We start from the raw sequence: 16803 nt of genomic DNA, 5'->3' as shown, positions 1-16803 counted from the left end.
CACGGAGGCAAGCATGAGCGACACGATCTTCATCCTGAACGGGCCGAACCTGAACCTGCTCGGCCAGCGCGAGCCGCAGATCTATGGCCACGAGACGCTCGCCGACGTCGAGGCGCTGTGCGCCGCCGAAGTGGGGGCACGCGGGCTGAAGGTGGTGCTGCGCCAGACCAACCACGAGGGCGAGATGATCGACTGGGTGCACGAGGCGCGCCATGCCGCGGCGGGCATCGTCATCAACCCGGCCGCCTGGACCCATACCTCGGTCGCGCTGCTCGACGCGCTGAACGCCTATGAGGGGCCGGTGATCGAGGTGCATATCTCGAACGTGCACAAGCGCGAGGCCTTCCGCCATCACTCCTATGTCTCGCTGCGCGCCGATGGGGTGATCGCAGGGCTCGGCATCGAGGGCTATGCGCTGGCCACGCGCCGGATCTGCACGCTGCTCGGCCGGGGCTGAGCCCGCTCGCCGCGAAAGCCTCCGGATCTCCGTCAGCGGGTCAAGATTCGGCCGCAATCACGGCCGAGTCTGGCCCCTGAACACCCGGGATGGCTGGAGGACGACGATGCGCAGCCTGCTGAAACTCTTTGGTCTCTTCCGCGAGGAAGAGGGGGACGCGATCCTCGAGGCGCGGCTGTCCGCGCTTGGCCGACAGAGCCACCGCAAGCTCATCCATCACGCTCCGGTCACGCCCTTCCGTCCGGGTCGGCTTTCGGCCTGAGCTCAGAAGTCGACCTCGACCCCGGGCAGCCGCAGCTCCTTCATCAGCTCGCGCAGTTCCTGCCGCGCCGCCACGTTCGAGATGTTCAGGTTCTCGACCCCGAGGTCACGCAGATCCAGCAGCGTGAGCCCGCGCGGGAACAGCTCGCGGAAGATCACGCGCTCGGAAAAGCCCGGTGCCACGCGGAAGCCGATACGCTTCGACAGCTGTTCGAGCGCCGCACCCACCTTGCGCTTGTTGTGCATCTGCTGCGCGCCGACGCGGTTGCGCAGCACGATCCAGTCGATCGGCTTCAGCCCGGCGCGGGCGCGCAGCTGCCGCGCCGACCAGACCATTTCCGAATAGATCGAGGGGCCTTGGACCTTCGAGGTCTCGGGGTCGATCCGCGCCAGAAGGTCGAAGTCGATGAAACTGTCGTTGAGCGGCGTGATCAGCGTGTCGGCAAGCGAATGCGCCACCTGGCTCAGCCGGGTGTGCGAGCCGGGGCAGTCGATCAGGATGAAATCGCACTCGGCTTCCAGCTCGGCCACCGCGGCCGACAGGCGGTGGTCATAGGGGTTCTCGCCGGGGGCGAGGCTTTCGGACTCGATGTCGGGCAGCTCGCGGTAATCGGGGGTGGGCAGATCGAGCCCCTCGCGGGCGAGGAAGGCGCGGCGGTTCTCGACATAGCGGCCGAAGCTGCGCTGGCGGATGTCGAGATCGAGCGCCCCGACCCGGTGCCCCATCCGGCACAGCGCCGTGGCGACATGCATGCAGGTGGTCGACTTGCCGGAACCGCCCTTCTCGTTTCCGGTCACAATGATATGCGCCACGTTCTTCCCCCGGGTTCTGACGCGCCTGGCAGGGCGCTGATGGTCAGAATCGGGCTAACCAAGGTTCCGCCCTGGCGCAAGGGGATGTTGGCGAATGTGCCGGGCCGTGGCGCCGCTGCCCGGCACAGGCCATGAAAAAGGGCGCCCGAGGGGCGCCCTTTCCGGTTTCCGCGGCGGCGGGGCTCAGAAGCCCAGGCCGGCGTACTTGTTCTTGAACTTCGACACGCGGCCACCGGTGTCCATCAGACGGGCGTTGCCGCCGGTCCAGGCCGGGTGCGAGGTCGGGTCGATGTCGAGCGACATGACTTCGCCTTCCTTGCCCCAGGTCGACCGGGTCTGATACTCGGTGCCGTCGGTCATCTTGACGGTGATGAAGTGGTATTCGGGATGGATTTCGGCTTTCATCGGTCCGCTCCTCAGGCCTTGGCTTTGTAGGTGGTGTCTTCGGCGATACGGGCCGATTTGCCGCGACGGTCACGCAGGTAGTAGAGCTTCGCACGACGCACGCGGCCGCGACGGACGACCTCGATCGAGTCGATGTTGGTCGAATAGAGCGGGAACACGCGCTCGACGCCTTCGCCGAAGGAGATCTTGCGCACGGTGAACGAGGCAGCAAGGGTCGAACCGCCCTTGCGCGCGATGCAGACGCCTTCGTACATCTGCACGCGGGTGCGGGTGCCTTCGGTCACCTTGAAGCCGACGCGAACGGTGTCGCCGGCCTTGAAATCCGGAATGGTCTTGCCGAGGGCGGCGATCTGTTCCGCCTCGAGTTGCGCGATCAGGTTCATCGCATGTCCTTTCATTGCTTGCGGTAATCCCGCAAAGATGTCGCGCCCGAGAGCTCCGGTCTTCGATCGGGTCCGGGCCTTTGGAAAGGCGCGCCCGCCGGAGGATCGTTCGTCTTTTTCAGCCTCCCCCCGGCGCCCCACGCAGCCACCGAAGAAGGCGGCCACAGGCAACGGGCAAAGGGTCCGTGGGCCGATTCCGGTCCGGACAGGCGCGTCATACGGTCAAACGGCCAACGGATCAAGGGGGAGGTGGGGCAGGGGGCGCGTCCCGTCCGGGTTTCGCGACCACTGCCGCCTCAGATCTCGATCACCACAGATGGCGCGCTGCGCCGGGCCTCGCCCTGATAGACCGCCTCGATGTTGTTGCCATCGGGATCGAGGACGAAGGCCGCATAATATGCGGGATGGTAGGGGCGCAGCCCGGGGGCGCCGTTGTCGCGCCCGCCATGGGCGAGGGCGGTGCGGTGGAAGGCGTCGACGGTGGCGCGGTCCTTCGCCTGGAAGGCCAGGTGCTGGCGCCCGGTCAGAACGCCCGAGGCGGTCGGACTGTCGAGCGCCGACACCACCAGCTCATCGGCGAAGAAACAGCCCGCGCCGGTGTCGGTCACCACGATCCCGAGCTCGCCCAGAACCGCCCTGTAGAACTCGGCACTCGCCGCAAGGTCGCGGACCACAAGCTGGACGTGATCGAAAAGCCGGCCGCGCTGCAATCGAATGGGGCTCATGCTGTCCTCCCTCTGGAAATCGGGCGCGCACGCCCCCATTCATCTTGCCCCAAATACCTCGGGGGGCCGAGGCATTGCCTCGGCGGGGCAGAGCCCCCGCGCGGCCTGTCCCGCGCGCTCCGTGTGGCATCACTTGCCGAACTTCTCCCACAGGTCGGGCCGCCGGGCCCTGGTCAGCGCTTCGCTCTGCGCGCGCCGCCATTCCGCGATCTTCTTGTGGTTGCCCGAGGTCAGCACCTCGGGGATCGCGCGGCCCTCCCATTCCGCCGGCCGGGTGTATTGCGGATGCTCCAGCAGCCCGTTCGAATGGCTTTCCTCGACCGCGCTTTCCGCATTGCCCAGAACCCCCGGGCGCAGCCGCACGATGGCATCGAGGATCACCTGCGCCGCCAGCTCGCCGCCGGTGAGGACGAAATCGCCGATCGAGACCTCCTCGATGGCGTAATGCTCCAGCACCCGCTCGTCGACGCCCTCGAAGCGGCCGCACAGGATGGTCATCCCCTCGGCCGCGGCGAAACGGCGCGCGTCGGCCTGGGTGAAGGGCTTGCCGCGCGGGCTCATGAAGATCACCGGCCATTTCTCGCGGTCCGCAGGCGTGCCCGCCGCCGCGATGTCAAGCGCCGCCGCCACCACATCGGCGCGCAGCACCATGCCCGCGCCGCCACCTGCGGGCGTGTCGTCGACGTTGCGGTGCTTGCCGATGCCGAAGGGGCGCAGGTCGATGGTTTCAAGCGACCACAGCCGCTCGGTCATCGCCTTGCCGGTCAGGCTGAGGCCCAGAACGCCCGGGAAGGCCTCGGGGAAGAGGGTGACGACCTTGGCGCGCCAGCCGGCGGCGGGTTCGGCCTGTTCTTCCATCAGGTCGCGCGGGCGCAGCTTGCCGCCGGTGAGCGAGGTGACGACATGGCGCCGGCCGATCGCGCGGGTGGGGGCATCCGCCGGCACCTCGGCCTCGGCGAGATAGCTTGTCGAGTATTTCTCGGCGCCCTTGCCGACGCGGCGGGGGGCGGGCGGGGTCTCGGGGCCCGCTGCGGGGGCGTTCTCGTCGGAGCCGGTGTCGGTGCTCATGTCTGTTCCTCGTTCTGCGCGCGGGTGCGGCGCGCGCGGGCCCAGATCCGGGCCATCATCCGTTGCTTGACCGCCTTCGCCGCCTCGCGCCCCTCAACCCGGCGGTTGATCCGGGCGAAGCGATTGGCAAGGTGCAGCCGGTCGACATGCGGCGGGCGGGCGTTCACCCGCGGCAACGCCTGAAACGCCTGCCGCCGCGCCGCGGGCCAGCCCATCAGGTCGAGAAGCGGGCCAAGCGGCCCCTCGGGGCCGGTCATCTCCGCAAGCGGCGCGATCTGCACCGGCACCGGCGCGACGGCCGCGGCGATGGCCCGGGCCTGCACGGCAAGGTCGGCATGGCCGCGCATCCGCCGCGCGAAGGCGCCAAAGCGCTCGTCGACAAGCCCGCCGCGCACCAGCTGCCAGTGCAGGCTTTCAAGCCAGCCGGCACCGTCGCGGGTCGACAGGTGCAGCGTCACGGCGACGTCCGGGCCAAAACCCGCGTGCAGCACCTCGACCAGCGCCGCCGCCAGATCGGGGCCGGCGGAATAGTCACGGGCGCCGTCGGGCGGGCCCGGGATCTCGCCCATCAGCGACTCGCAGCTGAGCAGCAGCCCCTCGGCGCCGGCAAGATCCAGCGTCTCGATCCAGTCGGCGAGCGCCTGCTGGAACAGGCCCAGATCGAGCGGATCGCGGCGCAGCGAATAGGCACGCGCGGCCGCCGCGGCATCCGGGAAATCTTCCTCGAGCCCGATCTGCCAGAGGGGGGCCAGATCGGTCCGGCCCGCGCGCAGCGCCCGCTGCACGCTCGAGGTGCCGGTCTTGTGAAAGCCCGGGTGGACGATCACCCGTTGCAGCATCACTCGAGATCCTCGGGCGGGTCGGCGATGATCCGTCCAGCCTTGAGATCGACGGTCGGCACCACCGCGCGGGTGAAGGGCAGCATCAGCGTCGTCTTGCGCCCCGGCGCGAAGATCTCGAGGATGTCGCCGGCGCCGAAGTTCTGCACCGCACGGACCTTGCCGATCTGCACCCCGCCCGCGTCGAAGACCGGCAGGCCGATCAGGTCGGTGTGGTAGAATTCGTCATCGGGCAGCGAGGGCAGGCGGTCGCGATCGGCCCAGAGCGTCGCGCCCTTCAGCGCGTCGACCTCTTCCTTGGTCGCCAGCCCCGCCAGCCGCGCCCCCAGCCCGCCCGTCACCGGGCGCGTCAGCTTGACCGTGAAGCTGCGCGTGCCGTCCTCGAGCCAGAGCGGCCCGTAGGTGGCGATGTCCTCGGGGGTCGAGCAAAAGCTCTTCAGCCGCGCCTCGCCCTTCACGCCAAAGGCTCCGGCGATGGCGCCGACACAGACGCGATCCTCTTTCGTCATCGGGGGCTCCTTGTGCAACGGGCCGGGCATCGCTGCCCGGCCCGCCTGTCTTAGCCGAAATCGGGCCCTGGGCCAGATTATTCTTCGGCCGGAGCGGCAGCCTTGGCGGCCTTCTCTTCGGCGCGCTTGGTCGCCTTGGCGCCGGGGACGGCCTTCTTCATGTTCTTGCGCTCGGTCTTCGCGACGACGCCGGCGGCTTCCAGGAAGCGGGCCACACGGTCGGTCGGCTGGGCGCCCTGGGCGAGCCAGTACTGCACGCGCTCCATGTCCATCTTGACGCGGTCTTCGCTGTCCTTGGCGAGCAGCGGGTTGTAGGTGCCGAGCTTCTCGAGGAAGCGGCCGTCACGCGGCATGCGCGAGTCGGTGGCGACGATCGCGTAGTGCGGACGCTTCTTCGAGCCGCCGCGGGCGAGCCGGATCTTCATAGCCATGGGTGTCTCTCCTTCAGATGGCTGGGGGCGGGCAGATGCCCGTCATTTCTGGAATTGCTCGTGATGCCGGATCACTTCCGAGATCACGAAGTTCAGGAACTTCTTGGCGAATTCGGGGTCGAGATCGGCCTCTTTCGCCAACATTTCGAGCCGCGCGATCTGCTGCGCCTCGCGCGCGGGATCGGCGGGGGGCAGGGCATGCTCGGCCTTCAGCCGGCCCACCGATTGCGTGTGCTTGAACCGCTCGGCCAGGGTGAAGACGAGGATCGCGTCGAGCCGGTCGATCGAGGCGCGATGCTCCTTCAAGAGCTCGGCGGCGCGGGTGATGGCGTCGGTCATGCGGCCATCTCCTTCAGCTGGGCGGCCGAGGGGTGGCGCCAGACGTTCATCATGCCGTGGCGCTCGTGCTGGAAGGTGCCCTCGAGCACCGCGCCAAGGCGCTGCGCCACGCGCGCCGACTGTTCGTTCGCCAGCCGTGTCAGGCTGACCACGCTCGACATGCCGAGGGTGTCATAGGCATAGGCGCGGGCGGCGCGACCGGCCTCGGTCGCATAGCCGCGGCCCTCGAAGCCGGTGTAGAGATCCCAGCCGATTTCCGGGCCGAACCAGCCTTCGGGGTTGAAGATGCCGACCATGCCGACGATCTCGCCGCTTGCCTTCTCGACCACGCTCCAGCGGCCATAGCCGCGCAGCGCCCAGTGCCCGATCTCCATCGCGAGCGAGCGCCAGGCCTGCTCGTGCGAGCACGGACCGCCGACGAAGCGCGAGCGTTCGGAATCGTAGAAATCATACATCGCGGGCAGGTCGTCCGTGCCCGGCGCGCGCAGCACCAGACGCTCGGTCTCGATCACCGGGATGTCGAGCAGGATCGTCATTTCTTCTTGCCCATCAGCCCGGACAGGCTGCCCGGCAGGCCCATGCCGCCAAGCCCCGGCATCGACGGCAGGCCCTTCATCTGGCCAAGCGCCTTCGCCGCCTCTTCCATCTTCGCCGGGTCCATGTCGCCCGCGTCGGGAAGCCCGCCCATCTTGCCCTGCATCGCGGCCATCGCCTGCTTCAGCATGCCGCCCTTGCCCATCTTGCCGAGCTTCTTCATCGTGTCGGCCATCTGCCGGTGCATCTTCAGCAGCCGGTTCAGCTCGGCCACGTCAAGGCCGGCGCCGGCGGCGATGCGCTTCTTGCGGCTGGCCTGCAGCATTTCGGGATGGGCGCGTTCCTGCTTGGTCATGGCGCTGATCAGCGCGATCTGGCGGCGGATGGCGCGGTCGGAGAAGCCGGCTTCCTCGGCCTGCTTCGCCATCTTGCCCATGCCCGGCATCATCTGCATCACGCCCTGCATGCCGCCCATCTTCAGCATCTGCTCGAGCTGGGACTTCATGTCGTTCATGTTGAAGAGGCCCTTCTGGAACCGCTTCATCATGCGTTCGGCCTGCTCCTTCTCGAAGACCTCCTGGGCCTTCTCGACGAGCGCGACGATGTCACCCATGCCAAGGATGCGGCCGGCGATGCGCTCGGCCTCGAAGGTCTCGAGCGCGTCCATCTTCTCGCCGAGGCCGACGAAGCGAATGGGCTTGCCGGTCACTGCACGCATGCTGAGCGCCGCACCGCCGCGGCCGTCGCCGTCCATCCGGGTCAGCACGACGCCGGAGATGCCGACCTTGTCCTCGAACTCCTGCGCGACCTCGACCGCGACCTGACCGGTCAGGCCGTCGACGACCAGCAGGGTCTCGCGCGGGGAAACCGCGTCGCGGACCTGCTGGACCTCGCCCATCAGGACTTCGTCGATGTGCAGGCGGCCCGCGGTGTCGAGCAGGTAGACGTCATAGCCACCGAGCGTCGCCTGCTGCTTGGCGCGCTTGGCGATCTGCACGGCGCTTTCGCCCTGCACGATCGGCAGCGTGTCGACGCCGATCTGGGTGCCGAGGATGGCGAGCTGTTCCATTGCCGCCGGGCGGTAGATGTCGAGCGAGGCCATCAGCACGCGCTTCTTCTCGCGCTCCTTCAGGCGGCGGGCGAGTTTCGCGGTGGTGGTGGTCTTGCCCGAGCCCTGCAGACCGACCATCAGGATCGGCGCGGGCGGGTTGTCGATCTTCAGCGCATCGGCCGGGCCCTCGCCCGACAGCATGGCGATGATCTCGTCATGGACGATCTTCACCACCTGCTGGCCGGGGGTGACCGATTTCGTCACCGCGGCGCCGGTGGCCTTGCCCTCGACGCGCTTGACGAAGTCGCGCACCACCGGCAGCGACACGTCGGCCTCGAGCAGCGCGGTGCGGACCTCGCGCAGCGCGGTGCGCACGTCGTCGGCCGAGAGCGCGCCCTGTTTCGTCAGGCGCTCGAAGACGCCGCCAAGGCGCTCGGAGAGATTCTCGAACATGGCCACCTCCATGCGGGGCACCGGCAGGCCGGCACGACAAACGACAAGCGCACCAGTGGGCGCAACGCGCTGACTGGTGGCGATCCCCGCCTCATGCGGGGACCGGAGGAATCTGCCTCCGGGGAATCTGGGGCCTTTTAGGCGAAAAGCCCCCCGGAGTCAACCGAGGGGCCTCGAGCCGGTTGGGAGAACCGGCAGGTCCACCGCGTCCCGATCCCGCGCAGAGCACGAAGCCGGGCAGGGCGCGGCGACCGGATCAGGCGGCGAGCGTCGCGATCTGCGCGTCGGCACGGGCCAGCGCCGCGGCCTCGTCGACGGCCACGCCTTCGGCGGCGACGACGGTCACGTCGGTGATGCCGATGAAGCCGAGAACCTGCTTGATGTAGGGGGTGGCGAAGTCATAGCCCGAACCGGCCGGCACGCCGCCCGAGGAATAGGCCACGATCACGCGCTTGGCACCGGCCAGGCCCTCGGGGCCGGCTTCGGTGTAGCGGAAGGTCTCGCCGACGCGGCAGACCATGTCGATCCAGTGCTTGAGCGGGCCGGTGACGCCGAAGTTGTAGACGCCGCAGCCGATGACGACGGTGTCGGCGGCCTTCAGTTCCGCGATCAGCGCGTCGGAGAGGGCAAGCGCGGCCTTCTGCTCGTCGGTGCGGTTCTCAGCCGGGGTGTAGGCGGCGCCGATCCAGGTGCCGTCGATCGCCGGGATCGTGGTGCAGTCGCGCACGGTCACGTCGCCGCCGACCTTGGCGATCACTTTCTGGGCGATCTTGTGCGAGACCGACATCGGCCCCTTGATGGAGGTTTCGAGAAGCAGGGTCTTGGTCATGAGGAGGACTCCGGGTGTTTGCTGTTGCGGCAAAGAAATGCCCTTGCGCCCGTGAACTCAATTGTCATGATTGCGCAATGAGTGTTCGCGGGTGAACAGATGAATTTCGACAATTGGGACGAGATCCGGACGGCCTATCAGGTCGCGCGGGTGGGCACCGTTTCGGGTGCGGCCGAGGTGCTGGGCGTGCACCATGCGACGGTGATCCGCCATGTCGATGCGCTCGAGGAGCGTCTCGGGACGAAGCTGTTCCAGCGCCATCCGCGCGGCTATACGCCGACCGAGGCGGGGCTGCAGCTGCTGGCCGTGGGCCAGGCGACCGAGGACCAGTTCTCGCAGCTGGCGGCGCGCATCGCCGGGGCAGGGGAGGAGGTCTCGGGCGAGCTCATCATCACCTCGCTGCCGACGCTGACCGGGATCGTGCTGCCGGCGCTTGCGCAGCTGATGATCGACCATCCGGGGCTGCGGCTGCGCTATCTGACCGATCAGCGGGTGTTCCGTCTGGAATATGGCGAGGCGCATGTGGCGATCCGCGCCGGCGGCCGCCCGACCGAGCCCGACAACGTGGTGCAGCCGCTCGGCGTGAACCGCGTCGCGCTCTACGCCTCCGAGGATTACCTGAAGCGGATGGGGCGTCCCGCGTCGATCGACGACCTTGCCGGGCATCGCTTCGTCGGTGCCGAGAACCGCGAGAGCCGGGCGCCATTCTTCCGCTGGCTTGCCGCGAACCAGCCGGCGGATTCGGTGGTGTTCATGGCGAACGATCCGGAAAGTCAGGCGGCGGCGGTGCGCGACGGCATCGGGCTGGGCTTCCTGCCGGTGATCGAGGCGCGGCGCGATCCGCGGGTGATCGAGGTGATCGCGCCGATCCCGGAGTGGGAATCGTCGCTCTGGCTGGTGACCCATGTCGACCTGCACCGCACGCCGAAGGTGCAGGCGGTGCTGAAGGCGCTGAAGACCGTGGCGGCAAGCTGCGGCGCGATGGACGCGCCGCAGGACTGATCTGCAATCAGCGGGCGGCCGCGGCGTAATGCGGCTTGCCCTCGGTCGTGGCGGCGGCGCCGGCGGCGCGCGGCGCGTGGGGCGCGGCATGACGGGCATGCTGGGTCGCGGCGATCGCCTTGTCGGACTGCCGGATCCGGTCGCGGATCCAGGCGAAGGCCCAGAGCAGCGCGAGTCCGCCAAGGATCAGCACGCTGTCCTGACCGAAGCCCGCCGGGTGCACCTGCTTCACCGCCTGCCCGAAGATCGCGAGCACGGTGCTGGCCGCAAAGACCTGCAGCCCGTGTCGGCCGAGCAGCCGCACCGGCGCCATCGCCTTCGAGGCGGCAAAGCGCGGCACGCCCCAGGGCAGCGACAGCAGATAGGCGAGCGCGATGAAATGCGCGAACCGCGGCAGCGAGACATAGGTCTTGTCGAACTCGACCAGGAAGAACGGCACGCCAAGGTCGCGCAGGTGGCGCACATACTCGCCGATCCCGGTCTTGATCGTCTCCGACTTCACCCAGACGAGGCAGATCACCACCCAGATCGCGGCGACCCAGATCAGCCAGCCCTTCAGCGGGGCAAAGCGGTGGCCGTGGCGCAACGCGAGCCCGGTGAGGATGCCGAAGGAGAAGATCATCTGCCAGGCGAAGGGGTTGAAGAACCACCCCCCCTCCTGCGGGAAGTTCGGCAGGTCGAAATGCGTCATCCCGGTGAAGGCCCAGAACCCGACGCTGGCGGCAAGCAGGCCGATCGGGCTGCGCTGGCCGAGCCGGATCAGGAAGGGCGCGCCCAGCATCAGCACCGCATACATCGGCAGGATGTTGACGTAGCCAAGCTGATGGCCGAGCGTGGCGATGCCGATCATGAAGGCCAGCGGATCGCTGCCCATCACCTGATAGCCCTGCTGTTCGAGCATCACCGAGCTGCCGAACCACAGCGCCGCGCCCGAGACGATGGCGATCGCCCAGATCGTGGTGAACATGTGGGTGAGATAGAGCGTCCAGGACCGGCCCCAGCCCCTGCGCACCGACGCCCAGTTCAGCCCGTGCTTCATCTTCGGCCCATAGGCCAGCGCCGCGGCGCAGCCCGACATGAAGACGAAGCCCTCGGCGGCATCGGACAGGCCGAAGTTGCGCGAGGTGAGGTTCTCGTACACCGTGCCCGGCACGTGGTTGATGTAGATCATCAACAGGCTGAGCCCGCGGAAAAAATCAAGCCGGGGGTCGCGCGCGCCCACGGGCAGCGCCGACCCCGCAGCGGGGGACATGTCAGGCATGGGTCTTCTCCGGCGCCACGGCCGGGGCAGTGGACGCGTCTTCTGGAACGAGCGCGGCGGTCCAGCGCTCGAGGATCTGGTCGTGCAGCACCATCACCGGAGCCGGCGCATATTCGGTGGGCACGCCCATCAGCCGCCCGGTCGAGGGCAGCGAGGACCAGCGCAGCAGCGCCGGGGCGAAGATCATCGGCACGCCCACCGGCAGCAGCCACAGGAGCAGCCCGGGCGCGAAGGCCCAGGTCGCGGCCAGGCCGACGGCGCCGATGGTGACGATCCAGTGCGAGGCGGCAAAGCTCTCGCCCAGCGTCAGCGTGCCGTCACCGCGGTTGTTGGTGGGCCAGCCGCCATCGCGGCCCAGCAGCACCTGGAACACCGAGCGCGTCGCATACATCAGCAGCACCGGCGCGGTGAGCGAGGAGAAGGCCAGCTCGCCCAGCGTCGACAGGAAGGCGAGGCGCGCGCCGCCGAAACCGTTCGCGCGGCCGGTGAAGGCGGCGCGGGTGGCGATCAGGATCTTCGGCAGCAGCAGCAGGCCGAAGATGCCGATGGCAAGCGAGATCGCCTTCGAGGCCTCGGACGGCGGGAAATAGGGGAAGGGCCAGTAGGGGATCGGGAAGTAGTCGGGCGGCGGGGCAAGGATCGGCGCGGCGATCGAGGCGAGGATGAAGCCCAGCCAGAACAGCGGCGCGATATAGGCCATGATGCCCTGCGCGAAGACGAAGCGCGACCAGGCCCGCAGCCCCGGCGCGCCGATGATGCGCGAGTGCTGCAGGTTGCCCTGGCACCAGCGCCGGTCGCGTTTGGCGTGGTCGACGATGTTCTCGGGGCCTTCCTCGAAGCTGCCGCCAAGGTCGTCGTCAAGCCGCACGATCCAGCCCGCACGCGCCAGCATCGCGGCCTCGACATAGTCGTGGCTCATCACATGGCCGCCGAAGGGCGGCTTGCCGCGCAGCGCCGGCAGGCCGCAGCTTTCGGCGAAGGCGCGCACGCGCACGATCGCGTTGTGGCCCCAGAACGGGCCGGTCTCGCCCTGCATCATCGCAAGGCCGCGCGCGAAGATCGGCGAGAAGAACGAGGCCGAGAACTGCATCGCACGGCCAAAGCGCGAGCGGGCCCGGATCACCTTCGGCAGGGTCTGCAGCAGGCCCAGACGCTCCTCGGCCTCCATCCGGCGGATCATCGACAGGATCGTCGTGCCTTCCATCAGGCTGTCGGCGTCGAGGATCACCGCATAGTCATAGGCACCGCCCGAGCGGGTGATGAAATCCTCGATGTTGCCGGCCTTCTTGCCGACGTTGTTCTCGCGCCGGCGGTAGAAGAAGCGGCCCATGCCGTTGCGGTCCTCGACCAGATGCTTGAACAGCACCAGCTCGCGCCGGGCGATGGTCTCGTTGCGGGTGTCGGAGAGGATCGCGAAATGGATCTGCGCCGGATCGCCGGTCTCGCGCAGCGAGGTCTCCATCGCGGCGACGCGCGAGAAGGTGGCGAGCGGGTCCTCGTTGTAGACCGGCATCAGGATCACGGTGCGGCCACGGATCGGCGCGGCCGGATCATAGGCGGGCGGATGCGAGAAGGAGGTCAGCCCGATCAGCGCCTGGATCGCGCCCCAGGCAAGCCACAGCGTCGAGATCAGGATCAGCAGCGCGCGCAGGATGTCGAGCGTGTCGAGCCCGTCGGCATCGCCGAATTGCAGGAACAGCACGAAAGCCCCCAGCCCCGCGACGAGGCTGAGGCCCACGGCCAGCGAGCGCAGGGCATAGAGCCCCGCGCGCGAGATGCTTGTGCGGTTCATTTTGTCAGAGGCCGGCGCCCGCCGACGGCGCCGCGGGGTGATGCGGGATCAGCCCTGAAAGAAGCCTCCGCAGCAGGCCCACGCGCGGCTCGATGACCTGCATCGGCATTGCGAGGGGGGCGTTGGGCAGGGCACAGGGGCCCGCGACGAGCTCTGCCGGGCTGAGTGCCGCGGCGGAAACGGAGGAACGGGCCGCTTGCGGTTCGAGAAGTGCGGTCATGCCTTGATCCATTGATAGAGCCAGGTTTCGGTCAGCTTGCGGCCATAACCCGCGATATGGGCGGAAAGTTCCACGGTGGCGCCCGAAGGCGCCTTGATGTCGAGGACGAGCCGCCAGATCCCGTCCTCGGGAATGCGTTGCAGCACCTGCGTCACGATTTCCCCCTTCGAGACCGAGGCGACGACATTCAGCTTGTCGACCGCCTCCGCAGGGAGATTTTCCAGCAGTCCGCCGACAAAGTCGATGACGAACTTGCGGGTGCCGTCGGTATTCGGAACGCCCGAGACGCCACCGGCGCCGGCGCGGGTTTCGAAAACGCGCGCAAGCGTGCTGTCGACCGGCTCGAGATCGCCCCAGCGCAGCCGGTAGCGGTATTCGAGCGCATCGCCCGCCTTCGCCGGCGCCTCGGGCACCCAGAAGGCGACGATGTTGTCGTTGACCTCGAGATCCGAGGGGATCTCGACCAGCCGCACGGCGCCCTTGCCCCAGTCGCCCAGCGGTTCGACCATGCACGAGGGGCGGCGCTCGTAGAGGGCCGCAGCATCCTGGTAATGATCGAAATTCCGGTCGCGCTGATAGAGGCCGAAGCTTTTCGGTGCGGTCTCGGCGAAGTAGCTCGAGGCGAGGCGCGGCGGATTGGCAAGCGGGCGCCACAGGATGTCGCCGTCGGCGCGGGTGATGCCCAGCCCGTCGCTGTCATGCACGTTCGGGCGGAAATCGTCGAAGTCGGAATGGTTGCGCTCGGCAAAGAGGAACATCGAGGTCAGCGGCGCCACGCCCAGCTGCTCGACGTCGTTGCGCAGGAACAGCCGCGCCGTCACTTCCATCACCGTTTCCTCACCGGGGGTGATGACGAACTGATAGGCGCCGGTGAGCGAGGCGCTCTCCATCGCGGCCCAGACGGTGATCGTGCCGCTGCCCGATTCGGGACGCTGGATCCAGAACCGGGTGAAGCGCGGGAATTCCTCGGCGATCGACATGCCGGTGTTCACCGCCAGCCCGCGTGCCGAGAGGCCATAGGCCGAGCCGCGGCCGAGCGAGCGGAAATAGGAGGCGCCCTGGAAGGCCGCCAGCTCGTCGAAGACGTCGGGGCGGTTCAGCGGCGTGTGCAGGCGGAAGCCGGCGACGCCCGGAAGCACGGTGTGCTCGGGCACATGGGTGCGGGCTTCGCGTTCATAGATGAAGTCGTCGGTGTCGAAGCCCATCAGCCGGGCCTGGTCGCCCGAGACCTCGTAGAGCAGCACCGGCTCCTTGAACAGCCAGCCCATGTGGAAGGCATGCAGCTGGAACCGCGTCTCCTCGACATCGGCGAAGCGGGCGCGGTCGGGGCTGAAGCGGATCAGCCGGTAATCGTCATAGGTCAGCTGCGACAGGAAGCTGTCGGGAAGCTGCTGCGGCTGGTCGGGCTTGGCCGTTGCCGCGCGCATCTCCTCGGTCAGGCTGTCGAAGCTGAACGGCGCCTGCTGCGGTGCGGCGGGTTCGGCCGGAACCTCGGGCGCAGGCGCCGGGGCGGGTTCGGTCGCCGGGGCCGCGTCCTGGGCCATCGCCGGGCGCGCGAAACCACCCCCGCAGGCCAGAACGGCCCCTGCGGACAGGGTTCCGAGCAGGTGGCGGCGGGTCACAAAGGCTTGTCTTTGAACGCGGCGGGCAGGCATCTATTTTCCAAGGTATCTCAGATAGTTCTTGAGGCCACCCTAGGGCAGCCTCGTTGCCAATTCCTTAGGCATAGTGCCCATAGACTTGCAAGAGAGCATTGCGTCACACGGCTGTCAAAGTCGCGGGTGCGGCGCCGCTGCCGCAGAGGCTCAGCGCATTGTTGCTCAGACCGTGCCGGAACCGGCAGGTTGTTGCGCATTCTGCATGGGCGAAGGGATTTTGCCGGGCCGCGCCGGCGCCCGCGCGGCGATGTCCCGGCGCCGCGGCCGACAGGGTGAGTCGTCCGCCCCCGCCCCGGGGCGGACGCTCCCGGAGGCGGCTGTGCGGGGGGGGCGCGTTTGCACTTGTTTCCGGCGCCTGCGCGGGGGTAAATCCTGCCGAAACAGGGACTGGAGAACTCTCGGTATGGAAAGCCTGGACCTTACGGGCAGCGTGATCGGCATTGCCTCGATCCTGATCTTCATCGGCGCCTATGCGCTGGTGATCACGGAAGAAGCGACCCACATGCGCAAGTCGAAGCCGGTGATGCTGGCGGCCGGCCTGATCTGGATGCTGATCGGCATCGCCTACATGCGGGCGGGGCTCACCGGCGTCGCGCATGAGAAGGCAATCGAGATCGTCGAGGAATATGGCGAGCTCTTCCTCTTCCTCCTTGTCGCCATCACCTATGTGAACACGATGGAGGAACGGCGCGTCTTCGATGTGCTGCGGGCCAAGCTCGTCAGTCTCGGGCTGACCTATCGCAAGCTGTTCTGGATCACCGGCGTCATCGCCTTCTTCCTGTCGGGCGTGCTCGACAACCTGACCACGGCGCTGGTCATGGGCGCGGTGGTGATGGCGGTGGGCAAGGGCCATCCGAAATTCGTCTCCACCTCCTTCGTCTCGCTCGTCGTCGCGGCGAATGCGGGCGGCGCCTTCACCCCCTTCGGCGACATCACCACGCTGATGGTCTGGCAAAAGGGCGTGATCGAGTTCTTCGAGTTCTTCGACCTGCTGATCCCGTCGCTGCTGAACTGGCTGGTGCCGGCGCTGATCATGTCCTTCGTGATCCCGAACGAGATGCCGGCCGACGTGCATGGCACGGCGCATCCGAAGCCGGGCGCGGGCATGGTGGTGTTCCTGTTCTTCGCCACCATCGTCACCGCGATCTGCTTCAAGAACTTCCTCGCCCTGCCGCCGGCACTGGGCATGATGCTGGGTCTGGGCTACATGCAGATCTACAGCTATTTCCTGACCCGCAAGATCACCCGCCGCCGCCCGCACGAGGAGCTGGTGCTTGACGCTTTCAAGCAGTTCGAGCAGCTCGAGTGGGACACGCTGCTGTTCTTCTTTGGCATCATCTTCGCCGTCGGCGGTCTGGGCGTTCTGGGCTATCTCGATCTGCTGTCGGGGCTGCTTTACACCGGGCTCGGGCCGACTGCGGCAAACACCATCCTCGGCGTGATGAGCTCGATCATCGACAACATCCCGCTGATGTTCGCGGTGCTGACGATGGACCCGGACATGAGCCACGGGCAATGGCTGCTGATCACCCTGACCTGCGGCGTTGGCGGCTCTTTGCTGTCGATCGGCTCGGCCGCGGGTGTGGCACTGATGGGGCAGGCACGTGGCATCTACACCTTCACCACCCACCTCAAGTGGACCTGGGCGATTGCGCTTGGCTATGTCGTCGCGATCGGGGCGCACATGGTGCTGAACGCCGATCTCTTCGAGGTCGCCAGCCGCGCGCATTGAGGGCGGGTGTTCCGAAAAGGCCCGGGCTGTGCGCCCGGGCC

Annotated in this window: 20 protein-coding genes; 4 read left to right on the top strand and 16 right to left on the bottom strand. The window is 67.9% G+C overall.

The genetic code is table 11. The features are described from left to right. Positions 1-13 precede the first annotated feature (13 nt). A complete protein-coding gene (aroQ, locus tag DYS74_RS10460; RefSeq protein WP_121533563.1) occupies positions 14-457 on the top strand; it encodes a type II 3-dehydroquinate dehydratase in 444 nt (147 codons plus the stop codon). A gap of 106 nt (positions 458-563) precedes the next feature. Continuing rightward, positions 564-719 (top strand): hypothetical protein, encoded by a 156-nt coding sequence (locus tag DYS74_RS18665; RefSeq protein ID WP_183077504.1) that lies wholly within the window; start codon positions 564-566, stop codon positions 717-719. Between the two features lie 2 nt (positions 720-721). Here DYS74_RS18665 and DYS74_RS10455 read toward each other — a convergent pair whose 3' ends face one another. The 12 genes from DYS74_RS10455 to DYS74_RS10400 form a co-directional block, all read right to left on the bottom strand. Continuing rightward, positions 722-1531: a division plane positioning ATPase MipZ gene (locus tag DYS74_RS10455; RefSeq protein WP_121533561.1), complete on the bottom strand. Its 810-nt coding sequence runs from the start codon at positions 1529-1531 to the stop codon at positions 722-724. 183 nt (positions 1532-1714) lie between these two features. Then, on the bottom strand, positions 1715-1936 hold the full coding sequence (gene rpmE, locus DYS74_RS10450; protein WP_121533559.1) for a 50S ribosomal protein L31: 222 nt from the start codon (positions 1934-1936) through the stop codon (positions 1715-1717). 11 nt (positions 1937-1947) lie between these two features. Continuing rightward, positions 1948-2319 (bottom strand): 50S ribosomal protein L19, encoded by a 372-nt coding sequence (rplS, locus tag DYS74_RS10445; RefSeq protein WP_113899894.1) that lies wholly within the window; start codon positions 2317-2319, stop codon positions 1948-1950. A gap of 296 nt (positions 2320-2615) precedes the next feature. Further along, positions 2616-3035 carry a VOC family protein gene (locus tag DYS74_RS10440; protein ID WP_245965264.1) on the bottom strand — a complete coding sequence of 140 codons (420 nt, stop codon included), beginning with the start codon at positions 3033-3035 and terminating at the stop codon, positions 2616-2618. 138 nt (positions 3036-3173) lie between these two features. Beyond that, positions 3174-4112: a tRNA (guanosine(37)-N1)-methyltransferase TrmD gene (trmD, locus tag DYS74_RS10435; protein ID WP_245965259.1), complete on the bottom strand. Its 939-nt coding sequence runs from the start codon at positions 4110-4112 to the stop codon at positions 3174-3176. After that, positions 4109-4951 carry a hypothetical protein gene (locus DYS74_RS10430; protein WP_121533555.1) on the bottom strand — a complete coding sequence of 281 codons (843 nt, stop codon included), beginning with the start codon at positions 4949-4951 and terminating at the stop codon, positions 4109-4111. Before DYS74_RS10430 ends, trmD begins: the two co-directional genes overlap by 4 nt. Further along, on the bottom strand, positions 4951-5460 hold the full coding sequence (gene rimM, locus DYS74_RS10425; protein WP_121533553.1) for a ribosome maturation factor RimM: 510 nt from the start codon (positions 5458-5460) through the stop codon (positions 4951-4953). The genes DYS74_RS10430 and rimM overlap by 1 nt, the downstream gene beginning before the upstream one ends. 77 nt (positions 5461-5537) lie before the next feature. Then, positions 5538-5891, bottom strand: coding sequence for a 30S ribosomal protein S16 (gene rpsP, locus DYS74_RS10420; RefSeq protein ID WP_121533552.1), 354 nt, complete (start codon positions 5889-5891; stop codon positions 5538-5540). Between the two features lie 42 nt (positions 5892-5933). After that, positions 5934-6230: a chorismate mutase gene (locus tag DYS74_RS10415; protein ID WP_121533550.1), complete on the bottom strand. Its 297-nt coding sequence runs from the start codon at positions 6228-6230 to the stop codon at positions 5934-5936. Next, the gene (locus DYS74_RS10410; RefSeq protein ID WP_121533548.1) at positions 6227-6766 is read right to left on the bottom strand and encodes a GNAT family N-acetyltransferase; all 540 of its coding nucleotides are present in this window, start codon (positions 6764-6766) and stop codon (positions 6227-6229) included. Before DYS74_RS10410 ends, DYS74_RS10415 begins: the two co-directional genes overlap by 4 nt. Then, positions 6763-8268, bottom strand: a complete 1506-nt coding sequence (gene ffh / locus DYS74_RS10405; RefSeq protein WP_121533737.1) for a signal recognition particle protein — start codon at positions 8266-8268, stop codon at positions 6763-6765. Before ffh ends, DYS74_RS10410 begins: the two co-directional genes overlap by 4 nt. A gap of 256 nt (positions 8269-8524) precedes the next feature. After that, a complete protein-coding gene (locus DYS74_RS10400; RefSeq protein WP_121533546.1) occupies positions 8525-9097 on the bottom strand; it encodes an FMN-dependent NADH-azoreductase in 573 nt (190 codons plus the stop codon). A gap of 99 nt (positions 9098-9196) precedes the next feature. Here DYS74_RS10400 and DYS74_RS10395 point away from each other — a divergent pair, with 99 nt between their 5' ends. After that, on the top strand, positions 9197-10099 hold the full coding sequence (locus DYS74_RS10395) for a LysR family transcriptional regulator (RefSeq protein ID WP_121533544.1): 903 nt from the start codon (positions 9197-9199) through the stop codon (positions 10097-10099). Between the two features lie 7 nt (positions 10100-10106). Here DYS74_RS10395 and DYS74_RS10390 read toward each other — a convergent pair whose 3' ends face one another. The 4 genes from DYS74_RS10390 to DYS74_RS10375 are packed head-to-tail and all read right to left on the bottom strand — an operon-like array spanning position 10107 to position 15027. Next, positions 10107-11360, bottom strand: coding sequence for an OpgC family protein (locus tag DYS74_RS10390; protein WP_121533542.1), 1254 nt, complete (start codon positions 11358-11360; stop codon positions 10107-10109). Beyond that, the gene (gene mdoH / locus DYS74_RS10385; protein WP_121533540.1) at positions 11353-13152 is read right to left on the bottom strand and encodes a glucans biosynthesis glucosyltransferase MdoH; all 1800 of its coding nucleotides are present in this window, start codon (positions 13150-13152) and stop codon (positions 11353-11355) included. Before mdoH ends, DYS74_RS10390 begins: the two co-directional genes overlap by 8 nt. A 4-nt stretch (positions 13153-13156) precedes the next feature. Beyond that, positions 13157-13372, bottom strand: coding sequence for a hypothetical protein (locus DYS74_RS10380; RefSeq protein ID WP_121533538.1), 216 nt, complete (start codon positions 13370-13372; stop codon positions 13157-13159). Beyond that, positions 13369-15027, bottom strand: coding sequence for a glucan biosynthesis protein (locus DYS74_RS10375; protein WP_121533536.1), 1659 nt, complete (start codon positions 15025-15027; stop codon positions 13369-13371). The genes DYS74_RS10380 and DYS74_RS10375 overlap by 4 nt, the downstream gene beginning before the upstream one ends. Positions 15028-15433: 406 nt before the next feature. Here DYS74_RS10375 and nhaD point away from each other — a divergent pair, with 406 nt between their 5' ends. Beyond that, the gene (gene nhaD / locus DYS74_RS10370; protein WP_121533534.1) at positions 15434-16762 is read left to right on the top strand and encodes a sodium:proton antiporter NhaD; all 1329 of its coding nucleotides are present in this window, start codon (positions 15434-15436) and stop codon (positions 16760-16762) included. Positions 16763-16803: the final 41 nt, after the last annotated feature.

The organism is Paenirhodobacter hankyongi, from assembly GCF_003664585.1.
GTDB classification, from domain to species: domain Bacteria; phylum Pseudomonadota; class Alphaproteobacteria; order Rhodobacterales; family Rhodobacteraceae; genus Rhodobacter; species Rhodobacter hankyongi.
The sequence above is the reverse complement of the archived record's forward strand: the minus strand, read 5'-3'. Positions and strand labels throughout refer to the sequence as shown.